The sequence below is a fragment of the Pseudooceanicola pacificus genome, from assembly GCF_009789075.1.
Taxonomy (GTDB): domain Bacteria; phylum Pseudomonadota; class Alphaproteobacteria; order Rhodobacterales; family Rhodobacteraceae; genus Pseudooceanicola; species Pseudooceanicola pacificus.
Map to the genome: position 1 here is coordinate 511,157 of NZ_WNXQ01000001.1, position 17,569 is coordinate 528,725.

At 68.5% G+C, this 17,569-nt stretch carries 14 protein-coding genes; 1 reads left to right on the top strand and 13 read right to left on the bottom strand.

What is annotated here, in order from left to right:
• Window positions 1–19 precede the first annotated feature (19 nt).
• Complete coding sequence (locus tag GLS40_RS02395) at window positions 20–826, bottom strand: IclR family transcriptional regulator (protein ID WP_160380994.1); 807 nt, start codon at window positions 824–826, stop codon at window positions 20–22.
• 262 nt (window positions 827–1,088) lie between these two features.
• Between GLS40_RS02395 and GLS40_RS02400 the strand changes: the two genes are divergently transcribed.
• Entirely contained in the window at window positions 1,089–1,877 is a 789-nt protein-coding gene (locus GLS40_RS02400; RefSeq protein WP_160380995.1) for an alpha/beta fold hydrolase, read from the top strand.
• Here the strand turns inward: GLS40_RS02400 and GLS40_RS02405 are convergent.
• The 12 genes from GLS40_RS02405 to GLS40_RS02460 form a co-directional block, all read right to left on the bottom strand.
• Window positions 1,864–2,628, bottom strand: a complete 765-nt coding sequence (locus tag GLS40_RS02405) for an enoyl-CoA hydratase/isomerase family protein (protein WP_328598864.1) — start codon at window positions 2,626–2,628, stop codon at window positions 1,864–1,866. The two genes, GLS40_RS02400 and GLS40_RS02405, sit on opposite strands and share 14 nt — an antisense overlap.
• Window positions 2,625–4,739 carry an acetate--CoA ligase family protein gene (locus GLS40_RS02410; protein ID WP_160380996.1) on the bottom strand — a complete coding sequence of 705 codons (2,115 nt, stop codon included), beginning with the start codon at window positions 4,737–4,739 and terminating at the stop codon, window positions 2,625–2,627. The genes GLS40_RS02405 and GLS40_RS02410 overlap by 4 nt, the downstream gene beginning before the upstream one ends.
• Before the next feature lie 126 nt (window positions 4,740–4,865).
• Window positions 4,866–5,744 carry an endonuclease/exonuclease/phosphatase family protein gene (locus GLS40_RS02415; protein WP_160380997.1) on the bottom strand — a complete coding sequence of 293 codons (879 nt, stop codon included), beginning with the start codon at window positions 5,742–5,744 and terminating at the stop codon, window positions 4,866–4,868.
• Window positions 5,741–6,859, bottom strand: a complete 1,119-nt coding sequence (locus GLS40_RS02420; RefSeq protein ID WP_160380998.1) for an ABC transporter ATP-binding protein — start codon at window positions 6,857–6,859, stop codon at window positions 5,741–5,743. The genes GLS40_RS02415 and GLS40_RS02420 overlap by 4 nt, the downstream gene beginning before the upstream one ends.
• A gap of 8 nt (window positions 6,860–6,867) precedes the next feature.
• Complete coding sequence (locus tag GLS40_RS02425; protein ID WP_160380999.1) at window positions 6,868–7,794, bottom strand: ABC transporter permease subunit; 927 nt, start codon at window positions 7,792–7,794, stop codon at window positions 6,868–6,870.
• A gap of 10 nt (window positions 7,795–7,804) precedes the next feature.
• Window positions 7,805–8,686, bottom strand: a complete 882-nt coding sequence (locus tag GLS40_RS02430) for an ABC transporter permease subunit (protein WP_160381000.1) — start codon at window positions 8,684–8,686, stop codon at window positions 7,805–7,807.
• 66 nt (window positions 8,687–8,752) lie between these two features.
• Window positions 8,753–10,084: an extracellular solute-binding protein gene (locus GLS40_RS02435; protein ID WP_160381001.1), complete on the bottom strand. Its 1,332-nt coding sequence runs from the start codon at window positions 10,082–10,084 to the stop codon at window positions 8,753–8,755.
• Window positions 10,085–10,382: 298 nt separating this feature from the next.
• Window positions 10,383–11,198, bottom strand: a complete 816-nt coding sequence (locus GLS40_RS02440; protein WP_160381002.1) for a sugar phosphate isomerase/epimerase family protein — start codon at window positions 11,196–11,198, stop codon at window positions 10,383–10,385.
• Window positions 11,199–11,273: 75 nt separating this feature from the next.
• A complete protein-coding gene (locus GLS40_RS02445) occupies window positions 11,274–13,280 on the bottom strand; it encodes a preprotein translocase subunit SecA (protein ID WP_160381003.1) in 2,007 nt (668 codons plus the stop codon).
• Window positions 13,273–15,423 carry a PqqD family peptide modification chaperone gene (locus GLS40_RS02450; protein ID WP_160381004.1) on the bottom strand — a complete coding sequence of 717 codons (2,151 nt, stop codon included), beginning with the start codon at window positions 15,421–15,423 and terminating at the stop codon, window positions 13,273–13,275. The genes GLS40_RS02445 and GLS40_RS02450 overlap by 8 nt, the downstream gene beginning before the upstream one ends.
• Window positions 15,420–17,279 carry an HlyD family efflux transporter periplasmic adaptor subunit gene (locus tag GLS40_RS02455; protein WP_160381005.1) on the bottom strand — a complete coding sequence of 620 codons (1,860 nt, stop codon included), beginning with the start codon at window positions 17,277–17,279 and terminating at the stop codon, window positions 15,420–15,422. The genes GLS40_RS02450 and GLS40_RS02455 overlap by 4 nt, the downstream gene beginning before the upstream one ends.
• 6 nt (window positions 17,280–17,285) lie before the next feature.
• Window positions 17,286–17,564: a DUF3467 domain-containing protein gene (locus GLS40_RS02460; protein ID WP_160381006.1), complete on the bottom strand. Its 279-nt coding sequence runs from the start codon at window positions 17,562–17,564 to the stop codon at window positions 17,286–17,288.
• Between the last annotated feature and the right edge of the window lie 5 nt (window positions 17,565–17,569).

Sequence of the window (17,569 nt, forward strand, 5' to 3'; positions counted from 1 at the left end):
GACGGATCCCCCCTGGGGATCAGCCCGCCAGCTGGGCCAGCCCGGCCCGGATCAGCTTGGCCAGCGCATCGGCGCGCGGCATGATCCGTTGCTCGGGGCCCTCGACCGCGATCACCAGCATGTCGCCGGCGCTGTCATGGCGCAGCTGCGCCGCCACGGCGCCCATGTCGGGTGCCGAGCCGGGGCCGGCAAAGGCGCCGTGACGCCGCCCGTCCGACAGGCGCTCCATGTAATCGGCCACGTCGATGGCGGTTTCGCCGCGCGGGCGTTCCGAATTCAGGCGGGTGAGGATGCGGCGGATCTGCCGGTCTTCGTACATCGCCAGCAGGGCCATCCCGGCGGCGGAGCGTGCCACCGGATGCTGGCTGCCGACCGAGGCGCTGGCCGGGCGCACGCCGCCCTCGGCCACATAGATCGTCTGCACGCTCATGTCGTTCAGCCGCGCCAGGATCACCGTCTCTTCGGTATCGCGGGCCAGGCCATGCGCCAGGTTCACGATCGCGCCCTGCCGCACCAGCGAGGGATCGACCCAGGCGCCCAGCAAGCCGGTGCGCCGGGTCAGCCGGTAGGTGCGCGCCACGCGGTTGTGCTGCAGATAGCCCATGGCCACCATGCTGCGCAGCAGGGCCGAGGTGCTGGACTGCGGATAATGCAGCGCGTTGGCGATTTCCGAGATGCTGACATCGCGGCGGATGTGGTCGAAGAACTCCAGGATCTGGATCGTCCGCGCGGCGGATTTCACCACGCTGGACGGGATTTCTGCACTGAAACCCGGGGTGCTGACAGGCACGCCCTCCGACAGGGCCGGGGTCATTTCATACGACATTTTCGTTCCTCCCAAAACGCGCAAGTTCCCCGGCGGCGCCGGTCCCTGCGGATTCCAAGTGGGGAATGCCGCGGGCGGTGGCCACTGCAGCCGAGTCGTGAACTAACTTACCGGTAGTTAAGTAAATCCGGATTCGCATGTCAATACGGCGCGCGGCGCCTGGCAGCGGCTGCGCGGCGGATGGCCTGTCCGGGCGCTGGCCGGGCGCGATCTTGTCTTGCCCCGGCCCGCCGGGCACAGTCCCGCGCAGGAGGACCCGCCGATGCCCGACCAGTGGATCGAGACACCCGGATTTGCCACACGCTACCGAATGGAATCCCGGTGCGACGGCCCGGTTCTGGTGCTTGTCCACGAGATGGGCGGCACGCTGGAAAGCTTTGATCCGGTGATCGGCCAGCTGGACCGACCGGTCCTGCGCTACGACATGCGCGGCTTCGGACTGGCGAGCAAGGCGGTGAAGGTTCAGCAGATGTCCGGGCTGGGCACGGATCTTGTGGCGCTGCTGGACGCGTTGCAGATCGCGGGGCCCTGCGACATTGCCGGTGTCGCGGTTGGCGGGGCCGTGGCGCTGCATGTCGCGGCGCATCATCCGGGGCGGGTCAGGTCGGTCTTTGCCACCTCGCCGGTTACCGGAATCGCCGGGGACCGGCGGCCCGGTCTGCTGGAACTGGCCGACCGGATGGAGGCGGATGGCCTGGCCCCGCTCGCCGACAGCTGGCTCGCCACCGGCTGGCCGGAACGCCAGAGGACCGATCCCGCGCTCTTCGCCGCCTACCGGGCGCGCTGGCTGGGCAATGACCCGCGCAGCTTTGCCGCGACCTACCGCATGCTCGCCACGCTGGGGATGGAGGATGACCTGCCCCGCATCGCCTGCCCCGCGATGATCGTCGGCGCGCGGCAGGATGCCTTTCGCCCGGCAGAGGCCGTGCGCAAGGCGGCCGGGCTGATCCCCGGGGCGACCTACTGCGAGGTCGATGGCGGCCATTTCCTGCCGCTCCAGCAGCCGCAGCTTTACGCCGACCTGCTGGCCGGCTGGCTCACTCGTCGATGAAATTCGGCGGGCGTTTTTCCAGCCTGGCGGTCCGCGCCTCGACCGCGTTGTGGGTGCGGCCCAGTTCCAGCGTGTATTGCTGTTCAAAGATATAGGCGTCGCGCGGCGACATCAGGTCGACCAGGTTGGCCGACCGCTTGGCGATTTTCAGCCCCGCCGGGTTCTTGGCGGCGATCTCTTCGGCCAGCGCGCGCACCGTGGGCATCAGATCCTCGGGCGTGGTGCAGTCCTCGATCACGCCCAGGCGATAGAGCTCTTCGGCCGGGAAGGCCTCGCCTGTCGCCATCATCCGCCGCATCCGCGACTTGCCGAACAGCTGCCGCAGCATCGACCCGCCACCGGCCAGCCCGACGTTGATCTCGGGCATCCCGAAGGTGGCGTTGGAACTGGCGTACATGATGTCACAGGCCGCCGCGATGCCGAAGCCCGCGCCAAGCGCCGGGCCGTTCACGGCGGCGATGACGAACTTGTTGCACTCGCGGATCGGGTTGTTGGTCTCGCGCACGATCCGGTTGTGCAGCAGCCCGTCGCCGGGCACGTCCGGGTCGGGCCGGTCCTTGAGGTCGGCCCCGGCGCAGAAGACATGGCCGTCGGCGGTCAGGATCGCGACACGGACATCCTTGCGCTCGCTGATCTCGTCGAACGCGAACTGGATTTCCGCCCGCATCTCGCGGTTCAGCGCGTTCACCTTGGGCCGGGCCAGGGTGACCGTGGCGATGTAGTTTTCGACCTCGTAGCGGATGTGTTTCACGATGCGGTCTCCTTGGGGTCCGCCGGGGCCGGGTGGCGCGGGACGATCAGCGCGTCCAGCACCAGCCCGCCCTGCTGTCGCAGGCGGAAGGGGTTGATGTCGATTTCCGAAATGCCGAATGCCGGGTCGGCCACCAGGTGGCTGACCGCCGCCAAGGCCTGGCCTAGCGCGTCGAGATCCAGCGCCGGGCCGCCACGCCAGCCGGTCAGCAGAGCGGCGCTCCTGGTGCCCAGGATCATCTCCCGGGCACGCGCGGCGGTGACCGGCGCGGGGGCGAGGGCCACATCGTGGAACAGTTCGGCCGCCGTGCCGCCAAGGCCGACCATGACCATCGGGCCAAAGACCGGGTCCTGCGAGCCGCCGATGATCACCTCGGCCCCGTCCCGCACCATCTCGATGACCGAGACACCGGCGATGCGCGCTTCGGGCGCGGCGGCACGGGCGCGCTGCATGATGCCGTCATAGGCCGCGCGCATGGCATCCGCGTCGCGGATATCCAGCACCACGCCGCCGATCTCGGTCTTGTGCGGCAGGTCCTGCGAGACGATCTTGGCCACCACCGGGAAGCCGATCCGCGCCGCCGCCGCGACAGCCTGATCGGCACTGGTGCAGAGGGTTTCCGCCGGGCCGCGCAGTCCGGCCTGTTCCAGATAGGCCCGCGCGGCCACTTCGTCGCCGCCGGTGAAGGGACCGGAGGGCAGCGCAGGGCGTGAGCCACCCGTGGCGGCGCGGGCCTGCGCCTGCAGCATACGGGACCGTGCGGCCCCGCCGATGGCGGCAATGGCGCGGTCGGGGTCGATGATATTGGCGATGCCCGCGCGGTGCAGCGCCTGGCGGTTCGCCTCGTCGATGAATGTGGCCAGGATCACCGTCAAACCGGGGTATTTCGCCTTGAGCGCGGCAACCATGCCGATCAGCAGCTCCAGCCGGGCCTGGGTGCGCCCGACATGGCTGAAATACATGTAGACGCTGCCGTATTGATCCAGTGCGCAGATCTCGTCGAGCATCTGGCCCACCTTGGGCAGCGCGCTCCCGGCATTGGCTGTCGTGTCCAGCGGATTGCGCCCGATCACCAGCGGATAGATCTCGGCGATCCTGTGCAGCGTCGCATCGGGCAGCGGCGCGACATCCACCCCGACCGCGGCCGCGGCATCGGCGGCCATGATGCCGACCCCGCCGGAAATGCTCATCACCGCCAGACGGTTGTTGGCGGGGCGTCCGGCGACGGATGCGACAAGCGCAAGTTCCAGCATCTCGTCCAGCGAGGTGGCGCGCAGGGTGCCGCATGCCTCGAACAGGGCCGAATAGGCGGCATCGTTCCCCGCCATGCGCCCGGTGTGGGACATCGCGGCCTCGGCACCGATCTCGGACACGCCGATCTTGAGGATGAACACCGGCTTGTCCGCCTGGGCCGCCGCCAGCAGGGCGCGTTTCAGCTTGGGCCCGTCGGAACAGGTCTCCAGCGCGCAGCAGATCACCCGGGTGGCGGGATCGCCGGCCAGCGCCTCGATGAAATCGGCGGCCTCCAGGTCGCCCTCGTTGCCGGTGAACATGGCGTGGCTGATGCCCAGGCCCATGTCGACCGCGCGGCCCAGCACATGGGTGCCCACGGCGCCCGATTGGGTGATGATCGCGATATCGCCGACCGGCGGACGCGCCGCCATCAGAAAACCCGAGAAGGAGGCGGTGAAGCTGTTCACCGCGCTCATGCAGCCAAGCGCATTGGGTCCGGAAAACCGCACCCCGGCCTCCTGCGCCATACGCAGCAGTCTGGACTGTGCCGCGCGCCCTTCTTCGCCCATCTCGGCGAACCCGGCCGAAAGGATCTGCGCATGGGTCACGCCGCCCGCGATGGCGTCCTGCATCGCCGCTTCGACCGCCGGGCCGGGGACGCAGATGATCGCATGGGCGGGCCGCTCCGCCAGGTCGGCTGCCGAGCTATGGGCGGGCAGGCCCTGCACCACATCCGCCTTGGGATGGATCACATGGACCTTGCCGCCATAACCGCCCGACAGCAGGTTCGCCAGCACGCGCCCGCCCATTTTGGTCGGGTCGGTCGACGCGCCGTAAACCACGACGGAGGGCGGGTTGAGGAAATTCTCGATCAGCATGACACAGGCACCAGAAGCACCGGACAGTCCGGCGGATTCCCCAGAGCCTAGCTACTTACCGATCGGCAGGCGACGGCCCCGCGGGGCGATCGCACATCCTTGGAACGCTGCCCGCCTGTGGCCGGGTCAGGCCTGCGCGGCGGCCAGATCCAGCGACACGAAAATCGGCTGATGGTCCGAACCGACCGCATCCGCATCGACCGAGGCCGAGCGCACGAAAGGCGCCAGCCGGGCCGAGAGGAAGCAGTGGTCGATCTTCACCTGCCCGATGCGCGCGGCGTCGATGGTGGGAAAGGCGTCCTCGGCATGACCCGCGGCGACAAAGGCATCGGCAAAACCGCCCGCGCGATTTGTCCGGCCGAGCGAACCCGCGATGTCGCCAAACAGGCGCGTGTACTCGGCCCCGGCGGGCGAGAAGTTCATGTCGCCCATCACCACCATATCGGCGGGCATCTCGGGCGGATCCATCGGCGCCCAGCTGAAATCCGGGGCGCCGCCATATCCGGACCCACGGATCGCATGAGAGTGCAGCAGCCCCTCCATCAGCTCGACCTGCGGCATCCGCGTGTCGGTCGAGACGTGATCCAGATGCACAGAACAAAAGCGCAGCGGCCCCTCGGGCGTGGCAATCACCGTCTCGATCAGCGCACGCTGCTGGTGGAACTGGTTCACCAGCGCCAGACGCGGCAGCACATGGTTGGTGCAGGTCAGGATCGGCCAGCGCGACAGAACCATATTGCCGTATTCCCACCGCGTGTGCCGCGCCTTGGGATCGTTCGACGGGCTGTGCGCATCGACCCCGGGGCAAAAGACCCAGTAATGATCGGGCAGCAGGGCGGCGATCTCTTCGGGCTGGTCGACATGGCCTGAGCGGGGGCAATTCCGTTCGACCTCCTGCAGGGCGATCAGGTCCTGTTCACCCAGTTCGCCGACGATGCGGGGCAGGTCGAACAGGTCGTCCTTACCCTTGCCGTACTGGATGTTGTAGCTCGCCATGCGGATCATGCGCTGACCCTTTCGTTGACACTGGAACGCAGCGTGGTTTCGATCCGCCGGCCGGTTTCGCCATAGAACAGATGCACCGCGCCCGGCAGCAGGGTCAGGCCGACCGGCTCTCCTTCGCGCAGGGTCTGCTTGGTTTCGCTCACCACGGTGACCGGCACATCCTCGTGCCGCAGGTGGTAGAGACGGCCAGAGCCGAGCTCTTCGGCGAATTCGAACCGGACATCCATCGCGCCCGACCCGACAGGGCCGATCCTCAGCCGTTCGGGCCGCAGGCCAAGCTGCAGCATCGCCCTGGGCGCCAGGCCGCGCGGCATCTCCATAACGCCGCGCAGGTCGACACGCTCGCCGGTGGCCAGCCACAGCACGGGCCCCTCGGCCAGGGTGGCGGGCAGGAAATTCATGGCGGGCGAGCCGATGAACCCGGCGACATAGGTCGAGGCGGGGCGGTCATAGACCTCTTGCGGGGTGCCGACCTGTTCGATGGTGCCCCGGTTCATGATCACCAGCCGGTCGGCGAGGGTCATCCCCTCCACCTGGTCATGCGTGACGAAGACCGAGGTTGCGCCGATGCGGTTGTGGATGCGCCGGATCTCGTGCCGCATCTGCACCCTGAGCTTGGCGTCGAGGTTCGACAGCGGTTCGTCGAACAGGAACACGCCCGGTTCGCGGATGATGGCGCGGGCCATCGCGACGCGCTGCCGCTGCCCGCCCGACAGCTGGCCGGGCTTGCGGTCGAGGAACTCGCCCAGGCCCACCGTCTGGGCAACGGCGGCGACCTTTTCCAGCCGCTCGGCCTTTTTCATGCCGGCGACCTTCAGCGCATAGCCGATGTTGTTGGCGACGGTCATATGCGGGTAGAGCGCGTAGTTCTGGAACACCATCGCACAGTTGCGTTCGCGCGGTTCCAGCCTGTTGACGACACGGTCGCCGATCTGCACCTCGCCCGAGGTGATCTCTTCCAGCCCCGCGATCATGCGCAGCAGGGTGGACTTGCCGCAGCCCGACGGCCCGAGCATGACGATGAACTCGCCGTGGCGGATGTCGAGGTTGACGCCGTGCACGACCTCGGTGCCGGCATAGGATTTGCGGACGTCGCGTATGGTGATGTCGGACATGTCTTTCCCTACTTGTCTGCGCTGATCAGCCCACGGACGAACCAGCGCTGCATGAAGATGACGACGATGATGGGGGGCACCATGACGATGAGGGTGCCCGCCATCGCGATGTGCCAGTTCGGAATGCCGCCCCCGGTGGAAGAGCTGTCGGGCACCAGCCGCCCGAGCTCCACCGCCACGACGCCATAGTTCGGATCGGTGGTGATGAGCAGCGGCCAGAGGTACTGGTTCCACGAGTAGACGAACATGATCGTGGCCAGCGCCGCGATGTTGGTGACCGACAGCGGGATCAGCACCTCGCGCAGGAACCGCAGGGGGCCCGCGCCGTCCATCTTGGCGGCCTCCACCAGTTCGTCCGGGACGGTCAGGAAGAACTGGCGGTACAGGAAGGTGCCGGTGGCCGTGGCGACCAGCGGCAGGATCAGCCCGGTGTAGGAGTTCAGCAGGTTCCATTCCATGCTGACCCGTATGGACGTTGCCTTTTCGATCAGCCAGGTCAGCCCGCTCCAGTCGAGCATGGCCTGGAACGGCGACAGGGCGTTGGCGGCGACGGCGTAGGTCGGCACGATGCGCACCTCAAGCGGCAGCATCAGGGTGATGAAGACCAGCCAGAACACCGGCATCCGCATCCGGTGGTCGAAGAAGACGATGCCGAAGGCGGTGATCGCCGACAGCACCACCTTGCCGGTCACCACGCCGACGGCGAGGATCATCGAATTGACGAACTTGGTGCCGAAATCCGCCGTGATCCAGGCCGCCTTGACGTTCACGAAGAACTGGTCGGACGGCAGAAGCCTGGAGGGGATCGCCGTCACCTCGGCCAGGGTCTGGGTCGAGGCGACGAAGACAAGGTAGATCGGCAGCGCCAGGGCGATCAGGCCGGCGGCCAGGATCGCATGGGTGGCGATGTTCAGGACGGGGGTGCGTTCGATCATCGGGGCGCCCTCAGCTGTAATGGACTTTCCGCTCGATAAAGCGGAACTGGAACACGGTCAGCGCGACGACGAGGACCATCAGGATGATCGACTGTGCGGCGGCGCCCGAATAGTCGAGGCCGCGGAAACCGTCCTCGTAGATCTTGTAGACCATGAGGTTGGTCGCCCGGGCGGGCCCGCCGCCGGTCATCGTGTCGACGATGCCGAAACTGTCGGTGAAGCTGTCGGTGATGTTGATCACCAGCACGAAGAAGAAGGTCGGCGCCAGCAGCGGCAGCTGGATGTCCAGCATCCGCCGCAGCACGCGGGCGCCGTCGATGGCCCCGGCCTCCAGCAGCGAACGGGGGATGGATTGCAGCGCGGCGAGGAAGAAGATGAAGTTGTAGGCCACCTGTTTCCACGCGCCGGCAAAGACGATCATCGCCATGGCGTGGTCCCCGTTCAGGATCGGATCCCAGACGCCGGGAAAGGCGAGGTTCAGATACGACGCCACCCCTGCGGACGGGTTGAAGATGAAGCGGAAGGCCAGGCCCACGGCGGGGGCGGCGATGGCATAGGGCCAGATCATGCCGACCCGGAAGAAGCGATAGCCGCGCAGCTGCCGGTCGGCGAACAGGGCCAGGATCAGCGACATGCCCATGGCCAGCGCGGTGGTGAAGAAGGCGTAGACGCAGGAGACCCAGACCGAGTCCCAGTAGCGGCCGTCGTTCAGGATGGTGCGGAAGTTCTCGAACCCCACCCATTCGTTGCCGCCGCCCCAGGGCTGTTCCAGCGTGAAGGCCCAGTAGAGGGCCTGGCTGGTAGGCCAGTAGAAGAAGACGAAGATGATCATCAACTGCGGTGCCACGACCAGCGCGGCGATCCAGTTGTTCTTGAAATAGGCGCGGCGCATCTGCGGGTCCCTTTGAACGAAAGACCCCCCGGCCCGAAGGCCGAGGGGCAAATCCCGGCGAGGGGATCAGGGGAACTGCTTGCCCTTGTAGGTGCGGGCGAACTTGGCGATGGCGGCATTGCCGCGCGCGACGGCGGTGTCCAGCGCCTCTTGCATGGTCTTCTGACCGGCCAGGGCTGCCTGCACCTCGTTGTTCCATTCCGAACGGATCTGGATGAAACCGCCCAGGCGGATGCCGCGGGTCAGGTTGTTCGGCTTGGTGTAGGTCAGCGACTCAAGCGCCACTTCGCGGCCCTTGTACGGAGGGTTGTTGTAGAACCCTTCCTCGACCAGCGATTCAAAGCCGGTCCGGGTCACCGGGATATAGCCGGTGTTGGAGGCCCAGAACTTTTCCGACTCCGGGGTGGCCAGGAACTTCAGATAGGCCGCGGCGCCGCGATACTCTTCCTCGGTCTTGCCGGCTAGCACCCACAGGGATGCGCCGCCCACCACGGTGTTGTGACGCTCGGTGCCTTCAAAGACCGGCAGCATCGCGACGCCCCAGGTCATGTCCGCGGGCGCGGTATTGGTGACGGTCTGGTGCCCGGCGATGGAGCCGAAGTAGAACGAGCATTCGCCCTGGGCAAAGCTGTCGCGCGTGTTCAGGCCGCCCTGGGTCGTGCGGATCTGCAGCAGGCCCTCGTCCTTCCAGCGGATGATATCCTCCATGTGGCGGACATGCAGGGTGGTGTTGAACAGCAGCTCCGAATTGATGTCGGAATAGCCGTTGTCGTTGCTGGCGACGGGCACGTTATGCGCCATCGAGAACTGTTCCAGGTCGACCCAGCTGTCGGGCGCATAGGCGTAGGGGCAGGCCTTGCCGTTCGCCTTGATCGCGCGGATCGCGGTGTCGAACTCTTCCCAGGTGGCGGGGGCGGTGTCGATCCCGGCGGCCTTCAGGTCATCGTAGTTGATGTACATGACGGCGGTGGAAGAGTTGAACGGCATCGAGAACAGTTCGCCCTTGGACGAGGCGTAGTAGTTCGAGATGCCGGGGAAATAGTCGTCCCAGTCCACGTCGATGTCGAAATCGGCCATCATCTGCTGCACCGGGTAGAACTGCCCCGACAGCATCAGGTCGGCGGTTCCGGCGTCATAGGCCTGCACGATGGTCGGGTGCTGGTTGGCGCGGAAGGCGGCGATGGTGTTCTGCACGGCAGTGGCATAGCCGCCCTGGCCGACGCAGGTGATCTCGTAGTCGTCCTGGCTTTCGTTGAAGCGGGCGCAGGTCTGTTGCACCACCTCGCCCAGATAGCCGTCGAGGCCGTACCAGTATTCGAATTTCGTCTTTTCGGCAGCGGCGGGCGAGGCCACGGCAGCGGCGCAGAGCGCGATGACGCTCAGGGTCGACTTCTGCATGTTCCGTCTCCGGTTCAGTCGGGTTTCACTGCTGGCGGTGATTAGAAGCGGCCCATGACGATCCGGCGTCGTACGTGCGAAGGTTTGCCAAACAGAGCATGACGTAAAGCCAAAGCTTCGATGACAGCCCCCGTGGACGGATCGCGCAACCTGTTGATTTCGGGCGATCTGTTTGTGACAGCCCCGGGCCGGGTGTGTGAAAGACGGGTGCGAATGGCCAGTCGGGGCGTTTGACGAAAGGAAAAGACCCGCCCGAAGGTCAATCGGGCGGGTCTGAATGTCGGTCATCGACTGCGGGTTACTGGCCCAGCCCAAGCCCTTCGAGGTAGCGCATCGAGGCCGGGATGCCTGCCTTGTCGCGCAGTTCCAGGATCAGGCGCGGGCTGGCCTCGATCTCGCCCAGGGCGCGGAACACGGACGGCCACAGGATCGTGCCCTCGCCGATGGCCCAGTGCCGGTCGGCATAGCCGTCGGCATCCTGCAGGTGAACGTGGTGCAACCAGTCGCCGGCGGCGCGGACGAAGTAATCCACCGGCGGGGCACCGGTGCTGCCGCAGGCGTAGTGCACATGGCCGGTGTCGATCGACAGGCGCAGCGCCTCGGAGTCAAAGCTGTCCGCCAGCACCCGCCGGTCCTGCGGGTCGATGTCCTGGATCGTCTCCAGCACCAGCACCACGCCCTGATCCTCGGCCCGTTTCACCGCCGCGCCGATGGAGCCGTGGCTGCATTCGATCACCCGCTCGCGCGCGCCGGGCTTGTCGTCCAGGTTGTTGTAATCCCATGTGGTATAGGGCGAATGGATCACCATCTGCGTGGCGCCCACGGCGGCGCAGATGTCCAGCCCCTGGTCCATGCGCTTTGCGATCACCTTGCGGATTTCCGGATCGGGCGAGGAAATCGAAAAGCCCCAGAACGGCCCGTGGATACCCAGCCGTCCGGTGTAGCCGTCCAGCAGCTTGCGGGTGTGGTCCGCCTCGGGGCCCCAGTCGCCATCCAGCGCCTCGGGGGCGTGAAAGGCCTGCAGTTCCAGGTCGCGGTTCTTTTCCAGGATCCAGTCGCGATAGGTTTCCAGGTCGGCCGTGCCAAGCGCGGCGCCAATGACGGGAGCGGTCATGTCATCCTCATGTGTCGAGTTGTCGATGCCTGTGCCATAGGCGCGGCAGGTCACGGGCAGATGACAGTGCGCCGCTCAGATATTGTCGGGACGAAAGCCAAGCGCCTTTTCCTGACGCCGCGCCCGCTGCACCGTCTGGGATCGGCGCGACCGCCCCCGCCGCTCGGCCCGGCCCTGCGCCAGATTGCGCATCAGCTCGGCCAGCGCGGCGGGCAGTGGGCCGCCGTATCCCGGTGTCAGGCGCTGGACCATGCGCACCAGTCCGGGCAGGTTGTCGGCGAACAGCGGATCGTCCAGCGCGACAAAGGCCTGCGAAGTCCCGCGCTGCCCCTGCCGCGCGGTGCGCCCGATCAGCTGCCGGTCGATCCGGGCCGAGCCGTGGAATTCCGTCAGGATCACGTGCAGCCCGCCCTGCGCCTCGACCTCGGCCGAGACCGGAATGTCGGTGCCGCGTCCGGCCATGTTCGTTGCCACGGTGATCCGCCCGGGCTGGCCCGCGGCGGCCACGATACCGGCCTCGTCGGCATCCTGCCGGGCGTTCAGCACCACCGGCTCCGCGCCCTCCATACGCAGGCGTTCGGCCACCAGCTCCGACGCCGAAACCGACCGCGTGCCGATCAGCACCGGACGGCCCCGCCGCGACTGGCGCAGGGCCGCGCGCACCACCGCCCGCCACCGCGCCGCCGAGCCCGCATGGAACCGCGTCCGCCAGAGCCGCCGCCGCACCCGGCGGTGGGTCGGCACGCGGAACACGGCGCGGTCATGGGTCAGCCGCAGCTCCCGCGCGACCTCGGCCGCGGTGCCGGTCATGCCGGCAAACCACAGGTAGCGGCCAAAGAACGTCTGATAGGTGATCTGCGCCAATGTCTCGCGGCGACCCGACCGGTCGGCGCGTTCCTTGGCCTCGATCATCTGGTGCAGGCCGGATTGCCACTGGCGGTCGGGCATCACCCGGCCCGTGAATTCGTCGACAATGGCAACGCCCTCGTCGGTGACGATGTAATGCTCGTCCCGCAGGTAGAGATGCAACGCCGACAGCGCCTGCGCCAATGCCTCGCGCCGGGCGGGTTCGGGTTCCAGCGACGGGACCGGGGGCAGGAAACCGGCCAGCACATCCTCGGCCCGCGGCATCAGGCGGACCTGGCGGTGACGGCGGTCCAGCCGGAAGTCCGGCCCTTCCTCCAGCGTGGCGGCGAGGGCCAGCATGGCGTCTTCGGCGACAACGGCATCGGGATCGCCGGGGCGTTCGGCGGTGATGATCAGCGGGGTCTGCGCCTCGTCGATCAGGATGCTGTCGACCTCGTCCACCACCGCAAAACCCAGCCCCCGCGTCACGATCCGCCGCGCATCCCGCCCGCCGCCCGCCGCCAGCATCCGGCGCGACAGCGTGGCCAGCGCCGACCGGTCCTGCCCCAGGGCAATACGGTCCCGCAGGTAGTCAAAGGCGATATCCGAATTGGTCGAAAAGACCACGTCGCTGTCATAGATGCCGGGGCGCAGGTGATGCTCTGTCTCTTCGGTGATGACGCCGTGGCTCAGTCCGAAGGCCTCCAGCACCGGGGCCAGGGTGGCGGCGTCGCGCGTCGCCAGGTAGCGGTTGACGGTGATCACATGCACCGGAACGCCGACCAGCGCGACCAGCACGGCAGGGATCAGCGTGGTGATCGTCTTGCCCTCGCCGGTCGCCATCTCGACAATGCGGCCCCGGGCCAGGGCCATGCCGCCGGTCACCTGAACCGGGTGATGCCGCAGGCCCAGCCTGCGATGCGACATCTCGCGGATCCCCGCCGTGGCCAGCCGGAACGGCCGCCCGCGAAATCCGTGCCGCAGCAGCGCGGGGGCCTGATCGCGCACGAGGGCCGCCAGCGCGTCATCGTCCAGCGCGCTCAGCCGGGTGCCCTCGCGCAGCACCTGCCGGGTTTCCCACCGCGTCATCCATCCGGGACCGTAGGTTGCGCGGCGCAGGCGGGACAGGGCCGCGCCGACCAGTTCGTCCGACCGGCGGGCGGCCTTGCGGCGGCGCTCCGGTTCGGCCGTATCGGCGCGGTCCGCGACCAGCCAATGCCGCGCCAGGTCAGACATCGAAGGCATCCAGGAACAGGTTCCGCAGCGCCCGTGCCGCCCGCACCGCCAGCGGCTTGGGCGCAAAGGTCAGACGCACATGGGCGCGCATGCCGTAGTGCGGAACGGCGGGCTGCTCTTCCAGCGCGAGGTCGAGCTGGAACAGGCGGGTCACGCTGCGCAGTTCGTCCCCCGGGACGGTCGCGTAGGGCCCGCCGCCGTCGAGCGACAGCACGGCCGAGGGCAACTGGTCCTCGCCCGCCGGCACCGCGCGCACGATCCGCGCCCCGAGCCGGTGCGACAGATCCGAGGCCAGCCGGACATCCACCGCCCGCGTTTCCGAGCGGATCAGTTCGGCGAGGTCCTGCGGCACGACCAGCCGGATCAGGGGCGGTGTTCCGGGCAGGACATGGCCGATCACCTCGCCCCGCCGGTAGAAGCGGCCCAGCGGATCGGTCGTGTCGGGCAAGTCCAGCCGCCCCGCGATGCCCGCCCGCAGATCCAGATCGGCGAGGTTGGCGGCGGCGGTGTCACGTGCGGCGCGCGCCTCGGCGATGCGGGCGCGCAGACGTTCGGCGCTGGCCCGGTCTGTGGTGCGGGCCTCGGCGAATTCGGCCTCGGCCCGGATCAGACGGGCCTCGCCGATCCGCGCCTCGGCCAGCAGCTCGGGCGCGTCGAAGGTGAAAAGCGGCGTGCCAGCGCTCACCTCGGCGCCGTCCGCCGCGCGTGCGGCGATCACGCGACCGGGCTGGGGCGCGCGCAGGAAGGCCTCTTGCGGCAGCCATGTCACGCCCTGCACCATCGCATGATGCGGCAGCGGAAGGGCCAGGAACACCAGCGCAAGCACCAGACCGGCCCCGCCCGCCCCGGCCAGGGCCCGTGGCCCCGCCCGGCGGATTCGCTGGTCGGTCAGGGCCTGGTGAGCAACCTTGGCGGCGGGCCAGGCAAAGGTCAGGACCAGCGACCAGATGGCCAGCAAAACCCCTACGGCACGGTATGTTCCCGCCACGAAGAGGGCGATCGTCAGCGAGATCCAGATGCGATAGACGAAGGCCAGCGGCGGGTAGAGCAGGAACCACCACCTTTCCCATGCCACGGTCCGCATCCGGGCGCGGGGCCGTTCGGCGGTGCCCAGCAGGCGGACGCGCAACTGTTCGCCCCACCAGGCATTGCCGCGTTTGGACAGGTTCGGGATCTCGATCAGGTCGCACATCACGTGGTAGCCGTCGAATTTCATCAGCGGGTTGCCGTTGACCGCCAGCGTCGACAGGCCCGAGACGACCATCGTGTTGAACAGGATCGTGCGCACCAGCCCCGGCTCGGCCACCGTCCAGAGCAGGAAGGCCGCCGAGGCGATGGTCAGCTCGACCACCACCCCGGCGGCGGCGACGGCGGCGCGGTCCCATTTCGACGGGAAGGCGAGGGAGGAGGACGCCTCTACATACGGCAGCGGATAGAAAGCGATGAACATCAGCCCCATCTCGTGCACCTCGCCGCCGCGGGATCGGGCGGCGACGCCGTGGCCGATCTCGTGCAGCGCCTTGACCACCGGGTAGACCAGCGCAATCAGGCCCAGGTTTTCGAGGTCCAGGAAACCCTCCAGCCCCCGGTTCGCCAGCGCCTGCCAGTGCAGGGGCAACCGGACCAGCGCCCAGAGCATCAGCGCCAGCGCCGCCAGCCACCAGGCGGGGCGCGGCACCACGCCCATCACCCGGCAGAGCACCTGCAGGAACCGGTCCGGGTCCAGCAGCGGCAGGGTGATCGACAGCGGGTTCATCAGCATCTTGCGCCACAGCTGGACGCGGTCCTTGTCGCGCCGCTCCAGCAGGTCGGCCAGCAGGGGCGTTTCGGCACTGTCCAGCAGATCGGCCTGGTGGAGCTGCGTGAGCAGCTGGATCACCTCGTCCTGCGTGGGCGCATCGGGGCCGAGATCGGCGGCCACCTGCTGCCAGATCGACTCCACCGTCGTTGCGCCGTCGAGCCGCCCCGCGATCTCTTGCGCGGCGGGCGTCAGGCGGTGGACCTTCGTTCCCGTTTGGTCCGACAGGATGTACCACGGGCGCCCTAGGTAGAGATGCCGGCGCACCGTCGCCTCGCGCCGCAGCCGGGGACGGGCCTGCGCGACGCGATACCAGTCCTGCGCGCTGTGGCTTTCGGTGGTCACGGCAGCAGCCTCCACCACAGCAGGCGCAGGCGGATGACGCTGCTGCGCGCCCAGGCCCAGGCCAGCGAGCTGTCGCCCACGGAAACCTTGGCGGTGCCCTGCAGACCCGGGCGTATGGCGGGCGGGGCGTCCAGCACGCGCGCCTCGACCCGAAACCGGTTTTCGCCCTCCCCGGGATCTGACACCGAAGCGACGGCGGTGATCTCGAAGGGCACCGGCGTTGCGGCCAGGCCGGGCATCACGGCGCGGCCGGTCTGGCCGGGCGCGATCAGCGCCAGGTCGTATTCGCTGACGTCGATGCGCAGGCGCCATCCGTCCTGGCGGGCGATCTCGAACAATGTGTCGCCGCGTGTGACCGGAGAGCCGATGCGCTGGCTCAGGTCGCCCGAAACGACCAGCCCGTCGATCGGCGCGGTGATCTCCAGCCGGTCCAGCCGCGCGCGGGTCAGGTCGGCGGCGGCCAGCGCCTCGGCCAGATCGGCATTGGCGACGGCGGCCTTGGCCCGGTCGCCGATCGACAGCGCCTCGCGCAGGGACTGGCGGGCCTGGTCGACGCGGGCGTCGTTGGCGGCGGCCTCCAGTTCCAGATCGCGGTCGTCGAGCCGGGCCAGCAGCATGCCCCGCGTGACCTCGGCCCCGGCGCGCACCGGCGCCTCGGCGATGAACCCGTCGGCGGGGGCAACGGCGGCCTGCTGCATCGCGCCCTCGACCGTCGCATCGGCGCGGATGCGCAGTTCGGCCGGCACCAGAAAGGGCACGGCCAGCGCCACGGCCAGCACGATGGCCCCCAGCGTGATCGCGGGGCGGCGGCCCAGCACGGCCGTCAGCCCGCGCCCGGCCCAGTCCCGCAGGCGGCCCGAGACCAGCCGCCTTTCGTCGTATTTCGCCTTGAGCAGCGGCGCGAGGGCCGAGGCGACCAGCCGCAGGTCGTCCACCGCATCCGCGGCCAGCACCAGCGACTCGTCCTCGCCCCTGCCGCGTTGCAGGGTCAGGACGCCGACGACCTGCCCCCTAACCAGCAGCGGGGCCGAGACCACGGCACCGGACCCCAGCGTACGGCCAAGGGCGCGATGCGCGGCGTCGATCATGCGGCGGCCTTCTGGCGGGGCGGGCCAGACCACGGCCTCGCCCTGCGCCAGCGCCTCGTCCATCGCGGCCTCATGCGCCGCGACCCGTTCGGTGCGGCGGCCAAAGGCGGCCACGCGGCTCAATGCCTCCAGCCGGACACGGCCGCGGCGGACCATGCCCAGGGCGGCGGCGTCAAAGCCGGTGACCTCGGGGATCGCGTTGACCAGCGACAGGGCGGCACCGTCGAACCGGACGTGACCGTCGGTTGCGGCCAGCAGCCGGGTCAGCAGATGCGCGCTGTCGGCCTGTTTGCGGCCAAGCGCGGCCTGCCCCTGCCACAGCCGCGCCTCGATCCAGCCGGCCGACCAGTGCAGATCGCGCATGATGCGGCGAAAGGCGGCGCCATCCGGGCGGTCCCGCAGGGCCAGGACCAGCACGCCCTGCAGTTCGGCCCCCGCTTCGATCGGGTATCCCAGCAGGGTCACGCCTTCGTGGTGATCGATCAGCGGCTCGGGACGGCGCAGCAGGGCCTCGGCGACGGTGACATAGGGCTGGGGGATCTCTTCGGGCAGGTTCCATCGCGCGGCCGGGCCCATCCGCCCCGCATCGCCGCGCAGGAACAGCACGGCGGCCTGCGCCTCGGCGATCCGCCCGGCGGCAATGGCCAGCCAGCCCGCCAGGAAATCCGCACCGTCCCCGGGGTTGAGAAAAGCACGCCAGGGGTCGGTCGCGGTGGCCGCGGCAGGGGCGTCGGCACTTTGGGTGCCCGTATCCAGCCTGCCGTCCACCGTCGCCTAGCCCTCCAGCTTTCCGTAGCGACCTTCGTATTCCGACATCAGTTCGTCGAGCACCGATTTCAGTTTCGCCGCCGCATGTGGCGACAGGATAACGCGATGGTGGAGCTGAATGTCGAGTTCGCCGTCGGCCCTGTCCCAGCTTTGGTTGAGGCCGAAGTTCAGCACCACCTCCTCGCGCGTCGAGGTGGCGTTGCAGACGTTGCAGTACGAACTCTTCAATTGTGACGTGTCCAGCCGGACGCGGCGGTTGTCCTCGGGTGCGGTCTCGTCGGTCATGTCGC

Coding starts and splice junctions, on each gene's coding strand:
- GLS40_RS02395 (WP_160380994.1), bottom strand. CDS start 826: ATGTCGTATGAAATGACCCCGGCCCTGTCGGAGGGCGTGCCTGTCAGC.
- GLS40_RS02400 (WP_160380995.1), top strand. CDS start 1,089: ATGCCCGACCAGTGGATCGAGACACCCGGATTTGCCACACGCTACCGA.
- GLS40_RS02410 (WP_160380996.1), bottom strand. CDS start 4,739: ATGCTGATCGAGAATTTCCTCAACCCGCCCTCCGTCGTGGTTTACGGC.
- GLS40_RS02415 (WP_160380997.1), bottom strand. CDS start 5,744: ATGATCCGCATGGCGAGCTACAACATCCAGTACGGCAAGGGTAAGGAC.
- GLS40_RS02420 (WP_160380998.1), bottom strand. CDS start 6,859: ATGTCCGACATCACCATACGCGACGTCCGCAAATCCTATGCCGGCACC.
- GLS40_RS02425 (WP_160380999.1), bottom strand. CDS start 7,794: ATGATCGAACGCACCCCCGTCCTGAACATCGCCACCCATGCGATCCTG.
- GLS40_RS02430 (WP_160381000.1), bottom strand. CDS start 8,686: ATGCGCCGCGCCTATTTCAAGAACAACTGGATCGCCGCGCTGGTCGTG.
- GLS40_RS02435 (WP_160381001.1), bottom strand. CDS start 10,084: ATGCAGAAGTCGACCCTGAGCGTCATCGCGCTCTGCGCCGCTGCCGTG.
- GLS40_RS02440 (WP_160381002.1), bottom strand. CDS start 11,198: ATGACCGCTCCCGTCATTGGCGCCGCGCTTGGCACGGCCGACCTGGAA.
- GLS40_RS02445 (WP_160381003.1), bottom strand. CDS start 13,280: ATGTCTGACCTGGCGCGGCATTGGCTGGTCGCGGACCGCGCCGATACG.
- GLS40_RS02460 (WP_160381006.1), bottom strand. CDS start 17,564: ATGACCGACGAGACCGCACCCGAGGACAACCGCCGCGTCCGGCTGGAC.